The organism is Pseudomonas sp. CC120222-01a, assembly GCF_003097235.1.
GTDB lineage: Bacteria > Pseudomonadota > Gammaproteobacteria > Pseudomonadales > Pseudomonadaceae > Aquipseudomonas.
Window position 1 is genome coordinate 1 of sequence record NZ_QEQQ01000036.1, and the last position, 18,456, is coordinate 18,456.

Sequence of the window (18,456 nt, forward strand, 5' to 3'; positions counted from 1 at the left end):
ACGTCGTCGCCAGCCATTAGTCCACCATTCGGATCGAGGCATCCAATACTGCTCGACGCTGTACCAGTCACTGCACCAACGGCACGACGTTCAGTGCTCCATGACTGATGGGTATGACTGTTATCAGAACGCGCTGGCGGAGCGCATCAACGGAATCCTCAAGACGGAGCTGCTGTTGAGGAGCCCTGAAGATCTTGAGCAGGCGAGGAAGATGGTTGATGAGGCAGTGCAGATCTACAACACAGAACGGCCCCATATGGCCCTGAAAAACAAAACGCCCGATGCGGTGCATCGGGCGTTTTGAGGCCTGTCGGCCTACCTGAACAGGTGTAAACCTATTTCAGGACTAGACACAGCTCAACTTAGAACGCGAAGCACGAGCAACCCAACGCTCCCCAGAAGCCCTGGTAGTCATTGACCGGCACACTCGATTGACGCGCCTTGTCATGGCTGTGCGCATGCACCCCGCACGGCCCCGAGCACTGGTGCACGGCCGCCGCCAGCGACGGCGTGCCCACGCGCCAATGCCCCGGCACCTTGACCACCGGCGACCACTCCGGCAGCACCGGCACCTGCGGCGGGCCGAGCTTGTCGAACTCGCCGGCACCGTACACGACCTTGCCATCGACAATGGTCAGCACCGACTCGATGCCCTTGATCGATTCTTCATCGACACTGAAGAAGTCCAGCGACAATGCCGCCAGGTCGGCCAGCTGGCCCACCTTGATCTGGCCCTTCTTGCCCTGCTCGCTGGAGAACCAGGCGCTGCCCTGGGTGAACAGCTGCAGTGCGGTTTCGCGATCCAGGCCTTCCTTGTACAGCTCCATGCCGCCGACGGTCTTGCCGCTGACCAGCCAATACAGCGAAGTCCACGGGTTGTAGCTGGACACCCGGGTGGCATCGGTACCGGCACCCACCGGCACGCCCATCTCAAGCATGCGCTTGATCGGTGGGGTCTGCTCGGCAGCCTTGGCGCCGTAACGGTCGACGAAATATTCACCCTGGAAGGCCATGCGGTCCTGGATGGCGATACCGCCACCCAGCGCACGCACGCGCTCGATGTTCTGCGGGGTGATGGTTTCGGCGTGGTCGAAGAACCACGGCAGGCCGTTGAACGGGATGTCGCGGTTGACCTTCTCGAACACGTCGAGCATGCGCGTGATCGATTCGTTGTAGGTGGCGTGCAGGCGGAATGGCCAGCGCTGCTCGACCAGGTGGCGCACCACCGGCTCCAGCTCTTCTTCCATGGTCTGCGGCAGGTCCGGGCGCGGCTCGAGGAAGTCCTCGAAGTCGGCAGCGGAGAACACCAGCATCTCGCCAGCGCCGTTGTGGCGCAGGAAGTCGGTGCCGCTGTGCAACTTGACGCTGGAGGTCCACTTGCGGAAGTCGTCCAGCTCTTCCTTGGGCTTCTGGGTGAACAGGTTGTAGGCGATGCGCACGGTCAGCTGGTTGTTGTCGGCCAGCTCCTGGATCACCGAGTAGTCATCGGGGAAGTTTTGGTAGCCGCCGCCGGCATCGATGGCACTGGTCAGGCCCAGGCGGTTCAGCTCGCGCATGAACTGGCGGGTGGAGTTGACCTGGTATTCCAGTGGCAGTTTCGGTCCCTTGGCCAAGGTGGCGTAGAGGATCATCGCGTTGGGGCGGGCGATCAGCATGCCGGTCGGGTTGCCGAACTTGTCACGCTGGATCTCGCCACCCGGCGGGTTCGGCGTGGTCTTGTCGTAGCCGACAGCCATGAGCGCGGCGCGGTTGAGCAGCGCACGGTCATACAGGTGCAGCAGGAATACCGGGGTGTCGGGCGCGGCCTGGTTGATTTCTTCCAGGGTCGGCATGCGTTTTTCAGCGAACTGGAATTCGTTCCAGCCACCGACCACACGCACCCACTGCGGGGTCGGGGTGCGTGCGGCCTGGTCCTTGAGCATGCGCAGGGCATCGGCCACCGACGGCACGCCTTCCCAGCGCAGTTCCAGGTTGTAGTTCAGGCCACCGCGGATCAGGTGCAGGTGCGAGTCGTTCAGGCCCGGGATCACCGTGCGCTGCTTGAGGTCGATGTTCTGCGTGGCGCTGCCCTTGTGGGCCATGGCCTCGGCGTCGTTGCCCACGGCGATGAAGCGGCCGTCCTTGATGGCAACGGCAGTGGCGGTGGGCTTTTCGCGGTCAACGGTGTGCAGTTTGCCGTTGAACAGAATCAGGTCGGCGGTCATGGAACCTCCTTGGGTGGATGCGTGGGCGGAACCGGCTTGGCCGGTGAAGGGCAATGCGGACCAGAGGGCGCCGGCGGCACCTAGCACGGTGCTGGTGGCGAGGAACTGGCGACGAGTCTTGTCGTTGCGGTCCTGGGGCATGGGCTTCTCCATCTGGGTGCGGCGGCGGCAGGCGCAACTGCGGAGCATGCCGCTGAGTGCAAGGCCAGGGATTGCACGGATGTGCGGTGGGTCGTAGAAGGTTAGCCCTGATCAAGTTTTTGCTGCCTGGGCTGGCCTCTTCGCGGGACAAGCCCGCTCCTGCAGGAGCAGGTTTGTCCCGCGAATGCCTCCCACCGTTACTGCTGGAGGAACGCCAGCAAGTCTTCATTCAGCTGCTGCGCATGAGTCACGGCAAACCCATGCGGCGCGCCGGCATACACCTTCAGCTCTGCCCCGCGAATCAGCTCCGCCGCCTGCTTGCCAGTGGTCTCGAACGGTACGATCTGGTCGTCATCGCCGTGGATCACCAGGGTCGGCACATCGATCTTGGCCATGTCCGGGCGGAAGTCGGTCTCCGAGAACGCGGTCACGCAATCCAGGGTGCCCTTGATCGAGGCCATCAGGGCGATGTTCAAGGTCTGGGTCTGCACACCTTGGGACACCTGCTGGCCATGGTTGATGCCATAGAACGGCGCAGCGAAATCGGCAATGAACTGCGCACGATCGGCACGCAAGCCAGCACGAATGCCTTCGAACACCGACAGGTCGACGCCTTCCGGGTTGTCCTCACGCTTGCCGAATACTGGCGTCACCGCGCCCAGCAGCACCAGCCCGGCCACCCGCTCGCTGCCGTGGCGGGCGATGTAGCGGCTGACATCACCCCCACCCATCGAGAAGCCCACCAAAGTCACGTCACGCAGGTCGAGGTGCTCGATCAGCTGGGCGATGTCGTCGGCGAAGGTGTCGTAGTCGTAGCCGCTCCACGGCTGGCTCGAACGGCCGAAGCCACGGCGGTCGAACGCGATGGCGCGGAAACCGCGGCTGGCCAGGAACTCCATCTGCGAGTCCCACATGTCGGCGTCCAGTGGCCAGCCGTGGCTGAACAGCACCGGTTTGCCGCTGCCCCAGTCCTTGTAATAGATCGAAGTGCCGTCGCGGGTAACGAAAGTGGTCATGTCGGTATCTCCTTGAAAGTGTCGAGGTGAAGGCGCTGGCTCAGCCGCGCAGCCAGTTGGCGCAGCGGCGGGTTACCCAAGGCATGATGTAGAACACCACGGGCAGGATGACGAACAGGTTGACGATGAGGTTGCCGCTGATCGGGCCGCCCAGCTGTGGGAAGCGCGCAAACAGCGGCGCCAGCAATTGCGGGATGACCATGGTCATCGGGCAGATCACCAGGTAGGTCAGCAGCGCCTGCTTCCAGCGCGGCGGTTGCGCTGCCGTGGTGCCTTCCGGGCTAGCGATAACCTTATGTTGCAGGCATACAGTCACTACTTCGCGGTTGTCTATGGGTGCGGTGTTCATCAGCGTTCCTTGGGATGAGCTTGCCCGCATCCACTGTGCAACGGCGGACGGGCGGAGGATTGGATAGGTGTGCTGCCCTTGCCGGGCACCGCCTGGCGGTGCCCGGGGGAGCGGCTTACTTGTTGGCGTTGAAGGCGTTGTAGCTGGTCATCAGGTTGCGGTAGTCCGGGATGTGGTTGGAGCACAGCGCGGCCAGGCCTTCGATGTCGTTGCGCCAGTCGCGGTGCAGCTCACAAGCCACGCCGAACCAGGTCATCAGTTGTGCGCCGGCCTGGCTCATGCGGTCGTGGGCGGCGTCGCGGGTCATCGCGTTGAACGTACCGGAGGCATCGGTCACCACGAATACATCGAACTCTTCTTCCAGGGCCGCCAGCGCCGGGAAGGCCACGCAGACTTCAGTCACTACGCCGGCGATGATCAGCTGCTTCTTGCCGGTGGCCTTCACCGCCTTGACGAAGTCTTCGTTGTCCCAGGCGTTGATCTGGCCTGGGCGTGCGATGTACGGGGCATCCGGGAACAGTGCTTTCAGCTCTGGCACCAGCGGGCCATTGGGGCCTTGCTCGAAGCTGGTGGTGAGGATGGTCGGCAGGTTGAAGAACTTGGCCAGGTCGGCCAGGGCCAGAACGTTGTTCTTGAACGCGTCCGGCTCGATGTCGCGGACCAGGGACAGCAGGCCAGCCTGGTGGTCAACCAGCAGAACGGCGGCGTCGTCTTTGTTCAGGCGGTTGTATTTGAAGTTGGTCATGGTCGTAGCTCCTAAGGGTTTTGATTAGTTCAGTAAGTTGGGTGTTTCGCGTTGATGGGAGAAGATTAAAACCACTACCTTTGGAGCGGTAGATAGCGGTTTTTGGCTTTAGCGTTCCATTTAAGGAACGATCTGTTGGCAGTTGTTTTGCTGGCCTCATTGCTTGCCCGAGCAAGCTGCTCTATTACTACGCACAGCCCTCCCCACACCCCCGAGACCTCCATGCTGGCGTTCATCCAGTCGTCCCCGTTGTTGCTCGGTACCGTCCTGATCCTGCTCGACCTCGTGCTCTGGCAGTTGATCCCGATCCAGCGCCGGGCCTGGCGCATCGGCACGCGGCTGGTGATCTTCCTGCTGTTCAGTGCGGTGCTGGTGGCTGCCGGGATGAGCCCGCTGCAACCGCCGCCGTGGCCCGACGATGTCTCGCGCAACCTGATCGCCACGGTATTGGCCATCGGCTGGTGGCTGTTCGGCGCGCGAACGGTGACGGTGGTGTTCGGCCTGCTGCTGGTGGCCCGTGGCAGCCACGGCGGGCGCCTGCTGCAGGATGTGCTGGGGGCGCTGATCTTCCTCGTGGCCGTGGTCGCTGCGGCGGGCTACGTGCTGCAACTGCCGGTGAAGGGCCTGCTGGCCACCTCCGGGGTGATGGCCATCGTCATCGGCCTGGCGCTGCAGAGCACCCTGGCCGACGTGTTCAGCGGCATCGTGCTGAACACCACGCGGCCCTATCAGATTGGCGATTCGATCTCCATCGACGGCACCGAGGGCAAGGTGCTGGATATCGACTGGCGCGCCACGCGCCTGCTCACCGGCAGTGGCAGCCTGGCGGTGATCCCCAATTCGGTGGCGGCCAAGGCGCGCCTGCTCAACCACAGCCGCCCGGCCGATGTGAACGGGGTGTCGATCTGTGTGGTGGTGCCGGCCAAGGTACGCCCCAAGCGGGTTTTCGATGCCCTGGAGAAAGCCCTGCAGGGCACCAGCGCGATCCTCCCCTCACCCAAGCCCAAGGTCTCGGTGAAGGTCTCGACCCTGGAGTCGGTGGAGTACGAGGCCAGTGGCTTCATCGCTGACATGGGCGGCAAGACCGAGGCCCGCAACCAGCTGTTCGACCTGGCGCACCGCCACCTGGAAGCCAGCGGCGTGATGTGGAACGTCGACCTGGCCATGCCACCGCGCAGCCGCCAGCGCGAAGTGCTGGACGAGGTGCGGGTGTTCCGCTCGCTGAGTGGCGAAGAACGGGATGCCTTGAGCCAGCGCATGACCGCTGTGGAGTACCTGGCCGACCAGGTGATCCTGGAGGTGGGCGAGCAGTCCGATCATTTACTGGTGATTGGCAGCGGCGTGGTTTCAGCGTCGGTGCGCGATGGTGACAAGCTGCTGGAGGCCGGGCGCATGGGGCCGGGTGAGGTGCTGGGGATCGAGGGGATCATCGATGAAGATGACTCATTTGCCGAGTTCCGGACCTTGACCAGTTGCGTGCTGTACCGGATCGAGAAGGAACAGGTGAAGAGCTGCCTGGTACAGCGTGGGGAGGTGCAGACCGCGTTGAGCAAGCTGCAGCGGTTCAGGCGCCAGAGCCGGGAATCGTTGTTGTTGCAGAAGCCGGTTTCGATCAAGAAGGGTGGCTTCCTGAGCTGGTTGCACAAGTAAGCCTGTGCCGGCCTCTTCGCGGCGGTTCGACGCCTCGACTCGCCCGCTCCCACAGGGATCGCACGGTACCTGTGGGGCATGCCCGCGAAGAGGCCAGTGCTTACAACACCACTCTCAGGCATTGCCCGGCGTGGTACAGAGAGAACCCGGACTCATAGAACGCTGTGCGCAGCGAAGGCGCACTCACGCCCGTCATCGGCGAGAACGGAATCGGCAGGCTGTCCGCCTCGCCCTTCAGCAGGAACTCGGCAAACGCCCGGCCAATCACGGTCCCGGTGGTGTTGCCACGGCCGTTATAGCCCGTCACCGCCACCAGCCCCGGCGCCGGTTCGAACAGCCGCATCAGGTGGTCCGGGGTGAAGTCGATGCAGCCGGTCCAGTGCATTTCCCACTCGACCTTGCCCAGTTCCGGGTAGTAATGGCTCTGGATCCGGTCGGCCCAGCTGCGCACGAACCAGGCCGGCTTGTTGTCGACCCGGCCGAGGCTGCCCAGCAGCAGGCGGCCCTGGTCGTCGCGGCGGATGCTGCTGAGTACGGTGCGGGTGTCCCACGAACCCTGGCCGTGCGGCAGCACCTTGTCGGCTGCCGCACCGTGCAGCGGCTTGGACGCCACCTGGTAGTAGTAACCCCGGAAGAACTGCTTCTGCAGGTTGCTCCAGTCGCCTTCGGTGTAGGCACCCGTGGAAATCACCACTTTCTCGGCGCGTACCGAACCACGCGCGGTCTTCACCCGCCAGGCATCGCCATCGCGCTCAAGGCCTTCGACCGAGGATTGCTGGAACAGCTTGCCGCCCAGGCGCGCCACGGCGGCGGCCAGGCCCTGGGTGTAGCCCATCGGGTTGATGGTGCCGGCGCGGCGGTCGAGCAGCGCGGCGGAAATCTTGTCGGTACCGCAGTATTCCTGGCACTGGGCGCCGGTCAGCAGCTCAACGTCGGCACCGCGGCGGCGCCATTGCTCGTGGCGGGCCTCGAGGTCGGCAATGCCGGTGGCGTTGTGCGCCATGTGCAGCGTGCCTTTGTGCTGGGCCTGGCAGTCGATGCCGAGGCGCTCGATCATGGCGAACACTTCAGCCGGGGCTTCACCCAGCACCTTGTTCAGGCGGCTGCCCTGCTTCTGGCCAAGGGTTGCCTCGACGTCATCGGGGCGGATCCAGGTGCCGGCGTTGACCAGGCCGACGTTGCGCCCGGAGCCGCCGTGGCCGATCTTCCAGGCCTCCAGCAGGATCACCGACTTGCCCTGTTCGAGCAGGTGGATGGCCGCCGACAGGCCGGTGATGCCGCCGCCGATCACGCAGACATCGGCCTTGTGTTCCCCGGCCAGGGCCTGGCTGGCGACGCTCGGTTGGCTGACGTGTTCCCACAAGCATTGTTGACGCAGTTCGGACATGGCCCGGCTCCAGCATGTTGTTCTTGTTGGGGCCGTTGTGCGGCCCATTCGCGGGCGAGCCCGCTCCCACAGGGACCTCACAGTTTCGAAGGCTGTGGGGACCCTGTGGGAGCGGGCTTGCCCGCGAACCGGGGGCTAAGCCCCCGGCCATGCAGCATCAATCCATCAGTCGAACACGATACCCTGCGCCAGCGGCAGCTCGCGCGAGTAGTTCACGGTGTTGGTCTGGCGACGCATGTAGCCTTTCCAGGCATCGGAACCGGACTCACGACCACCGCCAGTCTCCTTCTCGCCACCGAACGCCCCGCCGATCTCGGCGCCGCTGGTGCCGATGTTGACGTTGGCGATGCCGCAGTCGCTGCCCGAAGCACTCTGGAAGCGCTCGGCTTCGCGAATGTCGGTGGTGAAGATGCACGACGACAGGCCTTGTGGCACTTCGTTGTTCAGGCGCAGGGCCTCTTCGAACTCGTCGTAGGCCAGCACGTAGAGGATCGGCGCGAAGGTTTCGTGGCGCACCACGTCGCTCTGGGCCGGCATTTCAGCGATGGCCGGCGACACGTAGTAGGCGTTCGGGTATTGCTCGGCCAGCTGACGCTCACCGCCGAACACCTGACCACCCTCGTCACGGGCCTTGGCCAGTGCACCCTGCATGGCGTCGAACGACTGCTTGTCGATCAGCGGGCCGACCAGGTTGTCCTTGCGTGGGTCGCCGATGCGCACTTTGCCGTAGGCGGCTTTGACGCGGGCAACCACTTCGTCCTTGATCGAGCGGTGCACGATCAGGCGACGCAGGGTGGTGCAGCGCTGGCCGGCGGTGCCGACCGCAGAGAACAGGATGCCGCGCACGGCCAGGTCGAGGTCGGCGCTCGGGGCAAGGATCATGGCGTTGTTGCCACCCAGCTCGAGGATGCTGCGACCGAAGCGGGCGGCAACACGTGGGCCCACTTCACGGCCCATGCGGGTGCTGCCGGTGGCGCTGACCAGCGGTACGCGTGGGTCGTCGACCATGGCTTCGCCAGCTTCACGGCCGCCGATCACCAGTTGTGCCAGGCCAGCCGGGGCGTCACCGAAGGCATTCAAGGCTTTCTCGAACAGCGCCTGGCAAGCCAGGGCGGTCAGCGGAGTCTTCTCGGACGGCTTCCACACCACCGAGTTACCGGCCACCAGGGCCAGCGCGGTGTTCCAGGCCCATACGGCCACCGGGAAGTTGAAGGCGCTGATCACGCCGACCACGCCCAGCGGGTGCCAGGTTTCACGCATGTGGTGGCCCGGGCGCTCGGAGGCGATGGTCAGGCCGTACAGCTGGCGCGACAGGCCGACAGCGAAGTCGCAGATATCGATCATTTCCTGCACTTCGCCCAGGCCTTCCTGGGTGATCTTGCCGGCTTCGATCGAGACCAGCTCGCCGAGGTCGGCCTTGTGCTCACGCAGCACTTCGCCGAACAGGCGCACCAGCTCGCCACGGCGCGGGGCCGGCACGCTGCGCCAGGCTTCGAAAGCGCTCTGGGCCTGATCGATGCGGGCGATGGTCTCGGCCTTGCCGAGCAATTTCACCTTGGCGATCTGGCTGCCGTCGATCGGCGTGTGAACAGGGTAGTCGCCCTGGGTGTAAGCCTCGGCGGCAACGCCAAGGCGCTCGAGCAATCCAGCAACCATTTGTGCTTCTCCTACATCGGGTGATGGGGTGGAAAAATGATGTGGATCAGTATTAATCCGATCACACCGGTGCAACAAACGACCTTTATTCCGCATATCATTCCGTCAGGTAATGATTTGAGCCGCAGAGACCGCTATGTCCAAACGCCTGGTGCCCTCCATGACCGCCCTGCAGTGCTTCGAAGCTGCAGCCCGTCACCTGAGCTTTACCCGTGCCGCCGAAGAGCTGCACCTGACCCAGAGCGCGGTCAGCAAGCAGGTGGCGCAGCTTGAAGAGATGCTGCGCCACCACCTGTTCCTGCGCATCCGCCGGCGCCTGCAACTCACGCCCGCAGGCAGCCTGTACCTGGCCGAGGTCAACAAGATCCTCACCCAGGTCGACATGTCGAGCCGCTACGTGCTCACCTACGGCGAGCAGACCGAGATATTGAAGGTAGCCACTCAACCGAGTTTTGGCGTGCGCTGGCTGATCCCGCACCTCAAGGGCTTTGGCAAACGCCACGGGAACATCCACCTCGACATCCGCAACGAGATGGAACCGTTCGCCTTGTTGCAGGGCTCGGCGGATGTGGTGTTCTTCTACGGCCAGGGCACCTGGCCGGGGGCGACCTGCGTGGAGCTGTTCGGCGAAGAGGTGGTGCCGGTGTGTGCGCCGGAATTGCTGGCCGGGCGCGAGCTGGGGGATGCGGGTGAGTTGGCGGAGATGGTGCTGCTGCAGAGCACGTCGCGGCCCGAGGCCTGGCATGAATGGTTCCTGGAGCTGGGGTTGCACAGCGTCAGCGCCTACCACGGGCCGCGCTTCGATACGTTCTATATGGCGTTGAGTGCGGCGCAGGCCGGGTGTGGGGTGGCGTTGGTGCCGCGGTATCTGGTGGCTAAAGAGCTGGCTGAGGGGAGCTTGGTCATTCCGTGGAATCATGCGATGCGCAGTGCCGGTAAACATTACCTGGCGTATGCCGAGCATGCGGCGGAGGTGCCGAAGGTACGGGCGCTGGTGGAATGGATTCGCGAGCAACTTCAGGCTTGAGGGCCTCTTCGCGGGCACGCCCGCTCCCACAAGGTCCTGCATAAGGCTCAGACTGTGCACAATCCCTGTGGGAGCGGGCGTGCCCGCGAAAGGGCCCTTGAGGTCGATCAAAAAAGGAATGACACACTCACTTTTTTTCGCTTGTGAGCCAAGTGCATTCCCAGCTTTCATGTAAGCGTCCGAACCTAACCAGGAAGCTAGCGATGCCCGCCCACGATTTCGTCAGCCCCGACAGCATCCGCGCGCAGTTCTCTGCCGCCATGTCGCTCATGTACAAACAGGAAGTGCCGTTGTACGGCACGCTGCTGGAGCTGGTGAGCGAAATCAACCAGCAGGTCATGGCCGAGCAGCCCAAGGTGGCCGAAGCCCTGCGCTGGACCGGCGAGATCGAGCGCCTGGACCAGGAGCGACACGGCGCCATCCGTGTCGGCACGGCCGAAGAGCTGGCCACCATCGCCCGCCTGTTCGCGGTGATGGGCATGGCGCCGGTCGGTTACTACGACCTCAGCTCCGCTGGCGTGCCGGTGCACTCCACCGCATTCCGCGCCGTGCACGAGCAGTCGCTGCACGTCAGCCCGTTCCGCGTGTTCACCTCGCTGCTGCGCCTGGAGCTGATCGACAACCTGCCACTGCGCGAACTGGCCCAGGGCATCCTCGCCAAGCGCAAGATCTTCACCGCTCGCGCACTCGAACTCATTGCCCAATCCGAGCGCGATGGCGGCCTGAACGCAGCCGATGCCGACGAATTCGTCGGCGAAGCCCTGCACACCTTCCGCTGGCACCAGGACGCCACGGTCACTGCCGAGCAGTACCAGCAGCTGCACGACCAGCACCGCCTGATCGCCGACGTGGTGGCCTTCAAAGGCCCGCACATCAACCACCTGACCCCGCGCACCCTGGACATCGACGCGATCCAGGTCGGCATGCCGGCCAAGGGCATCCCGCCGAAAGCCGTGGTCGAAGGCCCACCGACCCGCCGCCACCCGATCCTGCTGCGCCAGACCAGCTTCAAGGCGCTGCAGGAGCAGGTTGCGTTCAGCGATCACCAAGGCAGCCACACCGCCCGTTTCGGCGAGATCGAACAGCGCGGCGCGGCGCTGACGCCGAAGGGCCGCCAACTGTACGACAAGCTGCTCGACGCCACCCGCGCCGCCCTGGGTGGCGCGCCAGCCGAGGCCAATGCCGAGCGCTACATGGCGCTGCTGCAGGAAAGCTTCGCTGCATTCCCGGATGACCTGGCGCAGATGCGTGAACAGGGCCTGGCGTACTTCCGCTATTTCGCCACGGAGAAAGGCATGGCGCAGCGCGACCAGCAGGACCGCCCGACGACGCTGGAAGGCCTGATCGCGGCCGGCCATGTGCACTTCGAGGCGCTGGTATACGAGGACTTCCTGCCAGTGAGTGCGGCGGGGATCTTCCAGTCGAACCTGGGGGATGAGGGCCAGGCCGAGTATGGCAGCAATGCCAACCGCGAGGCTTTCGAGGCGGCTCTGGGGCTGCAGGTGCAGGATGAGCTGGCGCTGTATGCGCAGAGCGAGCGGCGCTCGTTGCAGGCTTGTGCCCAGGCGCTGAACCTGGGTTCGATGTAAGACTCAGGATGGCCGGGGGCGCTTTGCGCCCCTTTCGCGACACAAGGCCGCTCCCACTGGATCACCACAGGCCCTGAGCTTGCGCTGTACCTGTGGGAGCGGCCTTGTGTCGCGAAAGGGCCGCACAGCGGCCCCCTGCAATCTCAGCGGAAGCGGTCCACTTCCTGGCGCAGTTGCGCCGCCAACCCTTCCAGCTCCTTCGCGGTAAAGGCCAGTTCATTGGCCACATCGCGCTGCTCGCTGTTGGCCTGGGCAATGCTCTGCAGGTTGCGGCTGAGCACGGTGGCCGTGCTGCTCTGCTCCTGGGTCGCCGTGCTGATCACGGCAAACTGTTCACCCGCGGTACGGCTCTGCTCATCGATCCGCGCCAGCGCTTCGGCGACCTTGTCGTTGCGCGCCAGCCCTTCCTGCATCAGCTGATTGCCCTGCTCCAGGGTATTGATGGCGTGCCCGGTCTGCTGCTGGATGCTGGTGATCATCCCAGAAATCTCATCGGTCGCCTGGCGCGTACGCGCAGCCAGCCCACGCACTTCATCCGCGACTACGGCAAAGCCTCGGCCCTGCTCACCGGCCCGGGCAGCCTCGATGGCGGCGTTCAGCGCCAGCAGGTTGGTCTGCTCGGCAATCGCAGTGATCACGCTGATGATGCCGCCGATCTCCTGCGAACGCGCACCAAGGCTGTCCATCACGGTGGCAGTACCGCCCAGCGCTTCGGCAATCTGCCGCAGCGAGCTCGACGCTTCGTCCATGGCACTGCGGCCGATGCGGGTCTGCTGAGCGTTGTCACGGGCCATGCGCTCGGTACCGGCCATGTTGTCGGCGATGTTCATCGAGGTCGCGCTGAACTCCTCCACCGCACCGGCCATGCTGGTGATCTCGCCAGACTGCTGGTCCATGCCCTCACAGGCTCCGGTAGACAGCCCTGACAGCGAACGCGCACGGCTGCTGACCTGCTCGGAGGCACTGCGAATGTGTTCGACCATGGTTGCCAGCGCCTCACCCATCTGGTTGAAGCTGCGCGCCAGCTGGCCGATCTCGTCGTGGCTGGACACGCTCAGGCGCGCATTCAGGTCGCCGGCACCGAGTGCCTCGGCCTGGCGCACCAGGTCGTCCAGCGGCCGCAGCTTGCGGCGCAGCAGCCACAGGGTGGCAGCCACGGCCAGCAGCATCGCCAGCAGGCTGCCAATGGCCAGGCGCAGGCCGACGCTCCAGGTCACTTCGCGAATTTCCGCCTTCGGCATGCTGGCGACCACGGTCCAGGGGCCCTCGGCGAACGGCGCGCTGGCGCTGAACAGGTCCTGGTCGGCATTGGCCGGTGGCACCAGCCATTGGTCTTTTTCATCGCGAATGGCCAGGGAGCCGGTTTCACCGATACGGAAGCGCTTGAGATTGGCGAACTGGGCGTTTTGCGCGTCGGTGTAGTCGAAGCCGACGAACAGCACCGCGATCACCCGGCCGCTGCTGTCGCTGACCGGCACGTAGCGGGTCATGTAGTTGCGCTCGAACAGCACGGCGCGGCCAACGTACATCTGCCCAGCCAGCAGCTTGGTATAGGCCGGGTGCTGGCGGTCGAGCTGGGTACCGATGGCGCGGGTGCCGTCCTGTTTCTTCAGGTTGGTGCTGATGCGCACGAAGTCATCGCCACTGCGCACGAACAGGGTCGCGATGCCGGCGGTCATCTGCTGGAATTCGTCGACCACCTGGAAATCGTTGTTCAGCAGCCGATCGCCCAGGTACAGGGCGGGCGTGGCAAGGCCTGCGACCTGCACGGTCTCGCCAGCGTGCAGCGACAGGCCCGAGGCGAAGCGGCGCTCGAACAGGCCGCTCAGGCGCTGGGTGTTGTCCTTGAGCGAACCGTGGAAGGTATCGAGCTGGTCGGCCAGCAGCCGTGCTTCGCTGGCCAGGTGGGCCTGGCGGGTGGCGAGGTTGGCGTCGTCCAGCGCACGCAGGGCGAACAGGGTACTCCCGGAAATCACCAGCGCCAGCACGACGGCGAGGGCGACACCGAGTTGCGAGGCAATTCGGGCACGCGGTTGAGACATGAAGAAGCTCCTGGCAAGAGGCCGGGATCGTCCCTGATCACGCTGACCACCCGCTTGATATCGACGGGAAGCGCGTCCTCTTCCGGGACGCTAGTGCCACTAGATCGGCGTCGCTTCTGAATACTTGAGTGTCGGGCCGGGGTATTCGCAAACGTTTTCCTTTTGCCTGTACCGGCCCTTTCGCGGGCACGCCCACTCCCACAGGTAAAGTGCCAGCTTCGGGCCTGCGGTAATCCTGTGGGAGCGGGCGTGCCCGCGAAAGGGCCGGTACAGGCAGTCAAAGAGCTGGCAGGATATCCACAACCGGCAAGGCCACCGCCTCCGCCTCTTCCTGCAAAAACACGCTCAACCGCCGCAACCGCTCCCCGCCTGGCCGAGTCCGCGGCCACACCAGGTAATAGTCCATGCCACTGGGCACCGCCGTCGGCCACGGCAAACTCAAGCGCCCCTGAGCCACATCCTCGGCGACCATCAGCAAGTCGCCCATCGAAATACCGTAACCCCGCGCCGCCGCGATCATGCCCAGCTCCAGGGTATCGAACACCTGCCCACCCTTGAGTGAGACCTTGTCGCTAAGCCCCATGCGCTCCAGCCATTCGCGCCAGTCGCGCTTGTCGGGGGTCGGGTGCAGCAGCTCGATACCCGCCAGCCGCCGCTCGTCCCACGGCCCCTCCTTCAACAGGTCCGGCGCACCTACCGGGATCAACAGCTCGGAAAACAACCGACGCACTTCCCAGTCCGCCGGGAACACCCCGTCGCTGAGCAGCACCGCGCAATCGAATGGTTCCTGGTTGAAGTCCACATGGTCGACATCCATCCAGGCACTGGTCAGCTGCACCTCGTTGCCGGGTTGCAGATGGCGGAAGCGGCTGAGCCGCGCCAGCAGCCAGCGCATGGTCAGGGTCGACGGCGCCTTCATGCGCAGGATGTCATCCTCCCCGCGCAAGGTATCGCAGGCGCGCTCCAGCGCCGCAAAGCCTTCACGCACACCGGGCAGCAGCACCCGTGCCGCTTCGGTCAACTGCAGGCTGCGACCGCTGCGCACGAACAGCCGGCAGGCGAAGTGTTCTTCGAGCGTGCGAATATGCCGGCTCACCGCGCTCTGGGTGATCGACAGCTCCTCACCGGCACGGGTGAACGAGCTAAGCCGCGCAGCCGCTTCGAATGCGCGTAGTGCATACAGGGGAGGCAGCTGGCGGGACATGGGGCACCTGTCATCCGGGGGTGGGAATGGAATGCACAGAATCATATATGCATGAGTTCAACTCATGCCAACCATCGCATTTATCCTTTTGTGCAAAGTTGACCGAAGCCTCAGAATCGTCGCCTTGTTCACAGGATCAGGAAGAAGGACACCCCCATGCATGTCGCGCCCACCACAGAACTCAAGGCTTTGCTGCGCCTGGCCGGGCCGCTGATCGCCTCGCAGTTGGCGCATATGCTGATGGTGCTCACCGACACCCTGATGATGGCCCGCATCAGCCCGCAGGCCCTGGCCGGTGGCGGCCTTGGCGCGGCAAGCTATTCGTTCGTGTCGATCTTCTGCCTGGGCGTGATCGCCGCCGTCGGCACGCTGGTGGCGATCCGCAAGGGCGCCAACGATATCGAGGGCGCCACCCGTCTGGCGCAGAACGGCCTGTGGCTGGCCTGGGGCCTGGCGCTGCTGGCGGCACTGGTGCTGTGGAACCTGAAACCGGTGCTGTTGCTGTTCGGCCAGCAGCCGGAGAACGTCAACTCGGCCGCCGAGTTCCTTACCCTGCTGCCACTGGCCCTGCCCGGCTACCTGACGTTCATGGCCCTGCGCGGCTTCACCAGTGCCCTGGGGCGCTCGACCCCGGTGATGGTGATCAGCCTGGTCGGCACGGTGCTCAACTACCTGTTCAACGTCGCCCTGATCGAGGGCATGTTCGGCCTGCCGAAGCTGGGCCTGATGGGTATCGGCCTGGTCACCGCGGTGGTGTCGATGGGCATGGCCATCGCCCTGGCGCTGTACATCCGCTGGCACCCGGCCTATGCCGACTACCCGCTGCGCAAAGGGCTGTCGCGCCCTTCGCTGCCTGCCCTGCGGGAGCTGTGGCGGCTGGGCCTGCCGATTGGCGGCACCTACATGGTGGAAGTCGGGCTGTTCGCCTTCGCCGCACTGTGCATGGGCGTGCTGGGCAGCACGCAACTGGCGGCGCACCAGATTGCCCTGCAGATCGTCTCCACCGCGTTCATGGTGCCGACCGGGCTGTCGTATGCAGTGACCATGCGCGTGGGCCTCTACTATGGTGCCGGCAACCTGCTGGCCGCCCGCAGTGCCGGGCGTGTGGGGATCGGCTTCGGGGCAACGATCATGTTTGCCTTTGCGGCGTTGTTCCTGCTGCTGCCGGAAGCGCTGGTGGGGGCATTCATCGACCGCAATGATCCTGGCTTTGCAGCGATCTATCAGCTGGCCGTGCAACTGGTGATGGTGGCAGCGTGGTTCGAGCTGTTCGATGGCATGCAGACCATCGCCATGGGCTCGATCCGTGGGCTGAAGGACGCCAAGACCACGTTCCTGATCGGGCTGTGCTGCTACTGGCTGGTGGGGGCGCCGAGTGCCTGGCTGTTCGCCTTCAACCTCGGTGGCGGCGCGGTGGGGATCTGGTGGGGGCTGGCGTTGGGGCTGGCCTGTGCGGCGGTGGCGCTGACCATTGGCTTTGAGTGGCGGATGAAGCGGTTGCTGCGCAAGGCCGGCGTTGGGGCTGCCGTTCCGGCCTGACTGGAGGGCCTATTCGCGGGCGAGCCCGCTCCCACAGGTACACCCCAGCCTTCGAAGCCGGTGATACTCCTGCGGGAGCGGGCACGCCCGCGAAAGGGCCCTAGAGGGCAGCCAAGAGGGGGCGGCAGGATGCCTGCATCAGATAATCGATCAACTCCCCCACCGGCAGCGGCTTACTGACCAGGAACCCTTGCACCTGGTCACAGCCGAACCCGCGCAGCAAGGCCATCTGTTCCGGGCTTTCCACACCCTCGGCCACTACTTCCAGATTGAGGTTGTGCGCCAGGTTGATCATGGCGTGCACCAGCTTGCGGTTCTCTTCACGCATCTCCATCTCGGCAACGAAGCTGCGGTCGACCTTGAGCAAGGTGATCGGCAGGCTGTTCAGGTGCACGAACGACGAGAAACCGGTACCGAAGTCGTCCAGCGAGAAGCGCACCCCCAGCCGCCCGAGGGCGTCCATGGTCTGGCGCACCAGCTCGTTGCGGCGCATCACCGCGGTTTCGGTCAGTTCGAATTCCAACCAACGGGCATCCACGCCGTGCTCGATGATCAACCGGCTCAGGGTGGCCAGCAGCTGGCTGTCCTGGAACTGCCGGAAGCTCAGGTTCACTGCCATGTGCAGCGGCTCCAGCCCCTGTTCGCGCAGCGCCTGCATGTCGCGCAGGGCACGGGAAATCACCCAGTAGCCCAGCGGCACGATCAGCCCGCTCTGTTCGGCCAGCGGCACGAATTCGCTGGGCGGCAGCAGGCCGCGCTCGGCATGGCGCCAGCGCACCAGGGCCTCGAGGCCGACGATGCGCCCATCGGCAAGGTTCAGCCGCGGCTGGTAGTGCAATTCCAGTTCGTCACGGCGCAGCGCCCGACGCAGCTCGCTTTCCAGGTCGGCCAGGCTGCGCGCGTTGCGGTTGATGCGTTCGTTGAATACGTGGAAGGTGCAGCCCTGGCTGCCCTTGGCCTGGCGCATGGCGATGTGCGCATGCCACATCAGCGGGTCGGGGCCGCCCTGGGCACGGGCGTGGGCCAGGCCCAGGCTGCAGCCGAGCAACAGGCTCTCGCCGTCGATCCAGTAGGGTTCGGCCAAGGCCTCGACGATGCGTTCGGCGATCCATTCTGCGCGGTTGGCATCGCGGCGTGTGTCGATCAGCAGGGCGAACTCGTCGCTGCCCAGGCGCGCCAGCTGATCGCCAGCCTCCAGCTGTTGCTTGAGGCGCGCCACCACCTGAAGGATCAGGCGGTCGCCGCACTGATGACCCAGGGCGTCGTTGACATGGCGGAAGTTGTCCAGGTCCAGGTGGCCGAGGGCCACGCCGCGGCCTTCGTTCTCGGCCAGGCGCGTGGTCAGCAGGGCCTGGAAGCCCTGGCGGTTGGCAATGCCGGTCAGCGGGTCCTGCTCGGCCAGGCGCTGCAAGGTGGCCACCAGCACACCGCGCTCGCGCACATGGCGCAGCGAGCGGCGCAGGGCATCGACGTTGAGCTGGTCGCGTACCAGCCAGTCACTGACGCCAGTGGGCGCAGTGTCTGGTTCATGGTCGAGCAACAGGATGGTCGGCAGTTCACAGCGCCCAGGTGCAGGCTGCAAGGCCGGCGTGGCCAGCACCACGGCCTGGCGGTCATGGCTGAACAGGGTATCGACCGCCGCCCAGTTCGGCGCGGTCAGCAATACGGCAGTACCGTCCAGCGGTAGCAGGCATTCGCGTAATAAGGCGGCCCATTCCGGCTCATCAGCCAACAGCAGCAAACGCAAAGGTTCGACAGGCGTGGACAAGCGGGCTCCTTAAGGCTCGAAAGGTATAGCGTTGGATGTCGGACATGCTACTGCATAAATGAAAATGATTTTCACTTTTAGACATATCCTTTGCCTACAGTGCCTCCCGTCGCATTTTGACGTGCATCCTGCGGGAAAG

General features: G+C 64.7%; 14 protein-coding genes and 1 pseudogene. 5 read left to right on the forward strand and 10 right to left on the reverse strand.

The features are described from left to right. A partial coding sequence (locus N430_RS27620; protein ID WP_133248881.1) for an integrase core domain-containing protein occupies positions 1–304 on the forward strand: 304 nt, incomplete at its 5' end. A 58-nt stretch (positions 305–362) separates the two neighbouring features. Here the strand turns inward: N430_RS27620 and N430_RS27625 are convergent. From N430_RS27625 to ycaC, 4 genes are all read right to left on the reverse strand, one after another. Then, complete coding sequence (locus tag N430_RS27625; protein ID WP_165837395.1) at positions 363–2,204, reverse strand: amidohydrolase; 1,842 nt, start codon at positions 2,202–2,204, stop codon at positions 363–365. 338 nt (positions 2,205–2,542) lie between these two features. Further along, positions 2,543–3,361, reverse strand: coding sequence for an alpha/beta fold hydrolase (locus N430_RS27630; protein ID WP_110639871.1), 819 nt, complete (start codon positions 3,359–3,361; stop codon positions 2,543–2,545). Between the two features lie 40 nt (positions 3,362–3,401). Then, the gene (locus N430_RS27635; RefSeq protein ID WP_110639870.1) at positions 3,402–3,710 is read right to left on the reverse strand and encodes a hypothetical protein; all 309 of its coding nucleotides are present in this window, start codon (positions 3,708–3,710) and stop codon (positions 3,402–3,404) included. 115 nt (positions 3,711–3,825) lie between these two features. Further along, entirely contained in the window at positions 3,826–4,455 is a 630-nt protein-coding gene (gene ycaC / locus N430_RS27640; RefSeq protein ID WP_110639869.1) for an isochorismate family cysteine hydrolase YcaC, read from the reverse strand. Positions 4,456–4,677: 222 nt separating this feature from the next. On the opposite strand from ycaC, the gene N430_RS27645 reads away from it, so the two are divergent. Then, positions 4,678–6,105, forward strand: coding sequence for a mechanosensitive ion channel family protein (locus N430_RS27645; protein ID WP_110639868.1), 1,428 nt, complete (start codon positions 4,678–4,680; stop codon positions 6,103–6,105). 100 nt (positions 6,106–6,205) lie between these two features. Here the strand turns inward: N430_RS27645 and N430_RS27650 are convergent, their stop codons facing one another. Beyond that, entirely contained in the window at positions 6,206–7,492 is a 1,287-nt protein-coding gene (locus tag N430_RS27650; protein ID WP_110639867.1) for an FAD-binding oxidoreductase, read from the reverse strand. Positions 7,493–7,657: 165 nt separating this feature from the next. Then, positions 7,658–9,148: an aldehyde dehydrogenase family protein gene (locus N430_RS27655; protein WP_110639866.1), complete on the reverse strand. Its 1,491-nt coding sequence runs from the start codon at positions 9,146–9,148 to the stop codon at positions 7,658–7,660. A gap of 136 nt (positions 9,149–9,284) precedes the next feature. Here N430_RS27655 and N430_RS27660 point away from each other — a divergent pair, with 136 nt between their 5' ends. Together N430_RS27660 and N430_RS27665 are read left to right on the forward strand one after the other, a co-directional pair. Beyond that, positions 9,285–10,175, forward strand: coding sequence for a LysR family transcriptional regulator (locus N430_RS27660; RefSeq protein ID WP_110639865.1), 891 nt, complete (start codon positions 9,285–9,287; stop codon positions 10,173–10,175). Positions 10,176–10,378: 203 nt separating this feature from the next. Continuing rightward, positions 10,379–11,764 (forward strand): VOC family protein, encoded by a 1,386-nt coding sequence (locus N430_RS27665; protein ID WP_110639864.1) that lies wholly within the window; start codon positions 10,379–10,381, stop codon positions 11,762–11,764. Between the two features lie 143 nt (positions 11,765–11,907). Here N430_RS27665 and N430_RS30130 read toward each other — a convergent pair whose 3' ends face one another. The 3 genes and pseudogenes from N430_RS30130 to N430_RS27680 form a co-directional block, all read right to left on the reverse strand. Continuing rightward, positions 11,908–12,768 carry a methyl-accepting chemotaxis protein gene (locus N430_RS30130; RefSeq protein WP_371922807.1) on the reverse strand — a complete coding sequence of 287 codons (861 nt, stop codon included), beginning with the start codon at positions 12,766–12,768 and terminating at the stop codon, positions 11,908–11,910. Further along, positions 12,766–13,806: pseudogene (locus tag N430_RS30135) on the reverse strand (Cache 3/Cache 2 fusion domain-containing protein); the annotation flags it as partial. The gene N430_RS30130 and the pseudogene N430_RS30135, both read right to left, overlap by 3 nt. A gap of 277 nt (positions 13,807–14,083) precedes the next feature. Then, positions 14,084–15,010 (reverse strand): LysR substrate-binding domain-containing protein, encoded by a 927-nt coding sequence (locus N430_RS27680; protein WP_110639861.1) that lies wholly within the window; start codon positions 15,008–15,010, stop codon positions 14,084–14,086. Positions 15,011–15,166: 156 nt separating this feature from the next. On the opposite strand from N430_RS27680, the gene N430_RS27685 reads away from it, so the two are divergent. Beyond that, a complete protein-coding gene (locus tag N430_RS27685) occupies positions 15,167–16,549 on the forward strand; it encodes a NorM family multidrug efflux MATE transporter (protein ID WP_110639860.1) in 1,383 nt (460 codons plus the stop codon). Between the two features lie 100 nt (positions 16,550–16,649). On the opposite strand, the gene N430_RS27690 is transcribed toward N430_RS27685, so the two are convergent. Then, positions 16,650–18,317, reverse strand: a complete 1,668-nt coding sequence (locus N430_RS27690) for a bifunctional diguanylate cyclase/phosphodiesterase (RefSeq protein ID WP_110639859.1) — start codon at positions 18,315–18,317, stop codon at positions 16,650–16,652. Between the last annotated feature and the right edge of the window lie 139 nt (positions 18,318–18,456).

What these genes read in the sequence shown, in the direction of transcription:
- N430_RS27645 (WP_110639868.1), top strand. Translation starts at nt 4,678, where the DNA reads ATGCTGGCGTTCATCCAGTCGTCCCCGTTGTTGCTCGGTACCGTCCTG.
- N430_RS27650 (WP_110639867.1), bottom strand. Translation starts at nt 7,492, where the DNA reads ATGTCCGAACTGCGTCAACAATGCTTGTGGGAACACGTCAGCCAACCG.
- ycaC (WP_110639869.1), bottom strand. Translation starts at nt 4,455, where the DNA reads ATGACCAACTTCAAATACAACCGCCTGAACAAAGACGACGCCGCCGTT.
- N430_RS30130 (WP_371922807.1), bottom strand. Translation starts at nt 12,768, where the DNA reads ATGGGTGAGGCGCTGGCAACCATGGTCGAACACATTCGCAGTGCCTCC.
- N430_RS27635 (WP_110639870.1), bottom strand. Translation starts at nt 3,710, where the DNA reads ATGAACACCGCACCCATAGACAACCGCGAAGTAGTGACTGTATGCCTG.
- N430_RS27665 (WP_110639864.1), top strand. Translation starts at nt 10,379, where the DNA reads ATGCCCGCCCACGATTTCGTCAGCCCCGACAGCATCCGCGCGCAGTTC.
- N430_RS27660 (WP_110639865.1), top strand. Translation starts at nt 9,285, where the DNA reads ATGTCCAAACGCCTGGTGCCCTCCATGACCGCCCTGCAGTGCTTCGAA.
- N430_RS27680 (WP_110639861.1), bottom strand. Translation starts at nt 15,010, where the DNA reads ATGTCCCGCCAGCTGCCTCCCCTGTATGCACTACGCGCATTCGAAGCG.
- N430_RS27685 (WP_110639860.1), top strand. Translation starts at nt 15,167, where the DNA reads ATGCATGTCGCGCCCACCACAGAACTCAAGGCTTTGCTGCGCCTGGCC.
- N430_RS27630 (WP_110639871.1), bottom strand. Translation starts at nt 3,361, where the DNA reads ATGACCACTTTCGTTACCCGCGACGGCACTTCGATCTATTACAAGGAC.
- N430_RS27655 (WP_110639866.1), bottom strand. Translation starts at nt 9,148, where the DNA reads ATGGTTGCTGGATTGCTCGAGCGCCTTGGCGTTGCCGCCGAGGCTTAC.
- N430_RS27625 (WP_165837395.1), bottom strand. Translation starts at nt 2,204, where the DNA reads ATGACCGCCGACCTGATTCTGTTCAACGGCAAACTGCACACCGTTGAC.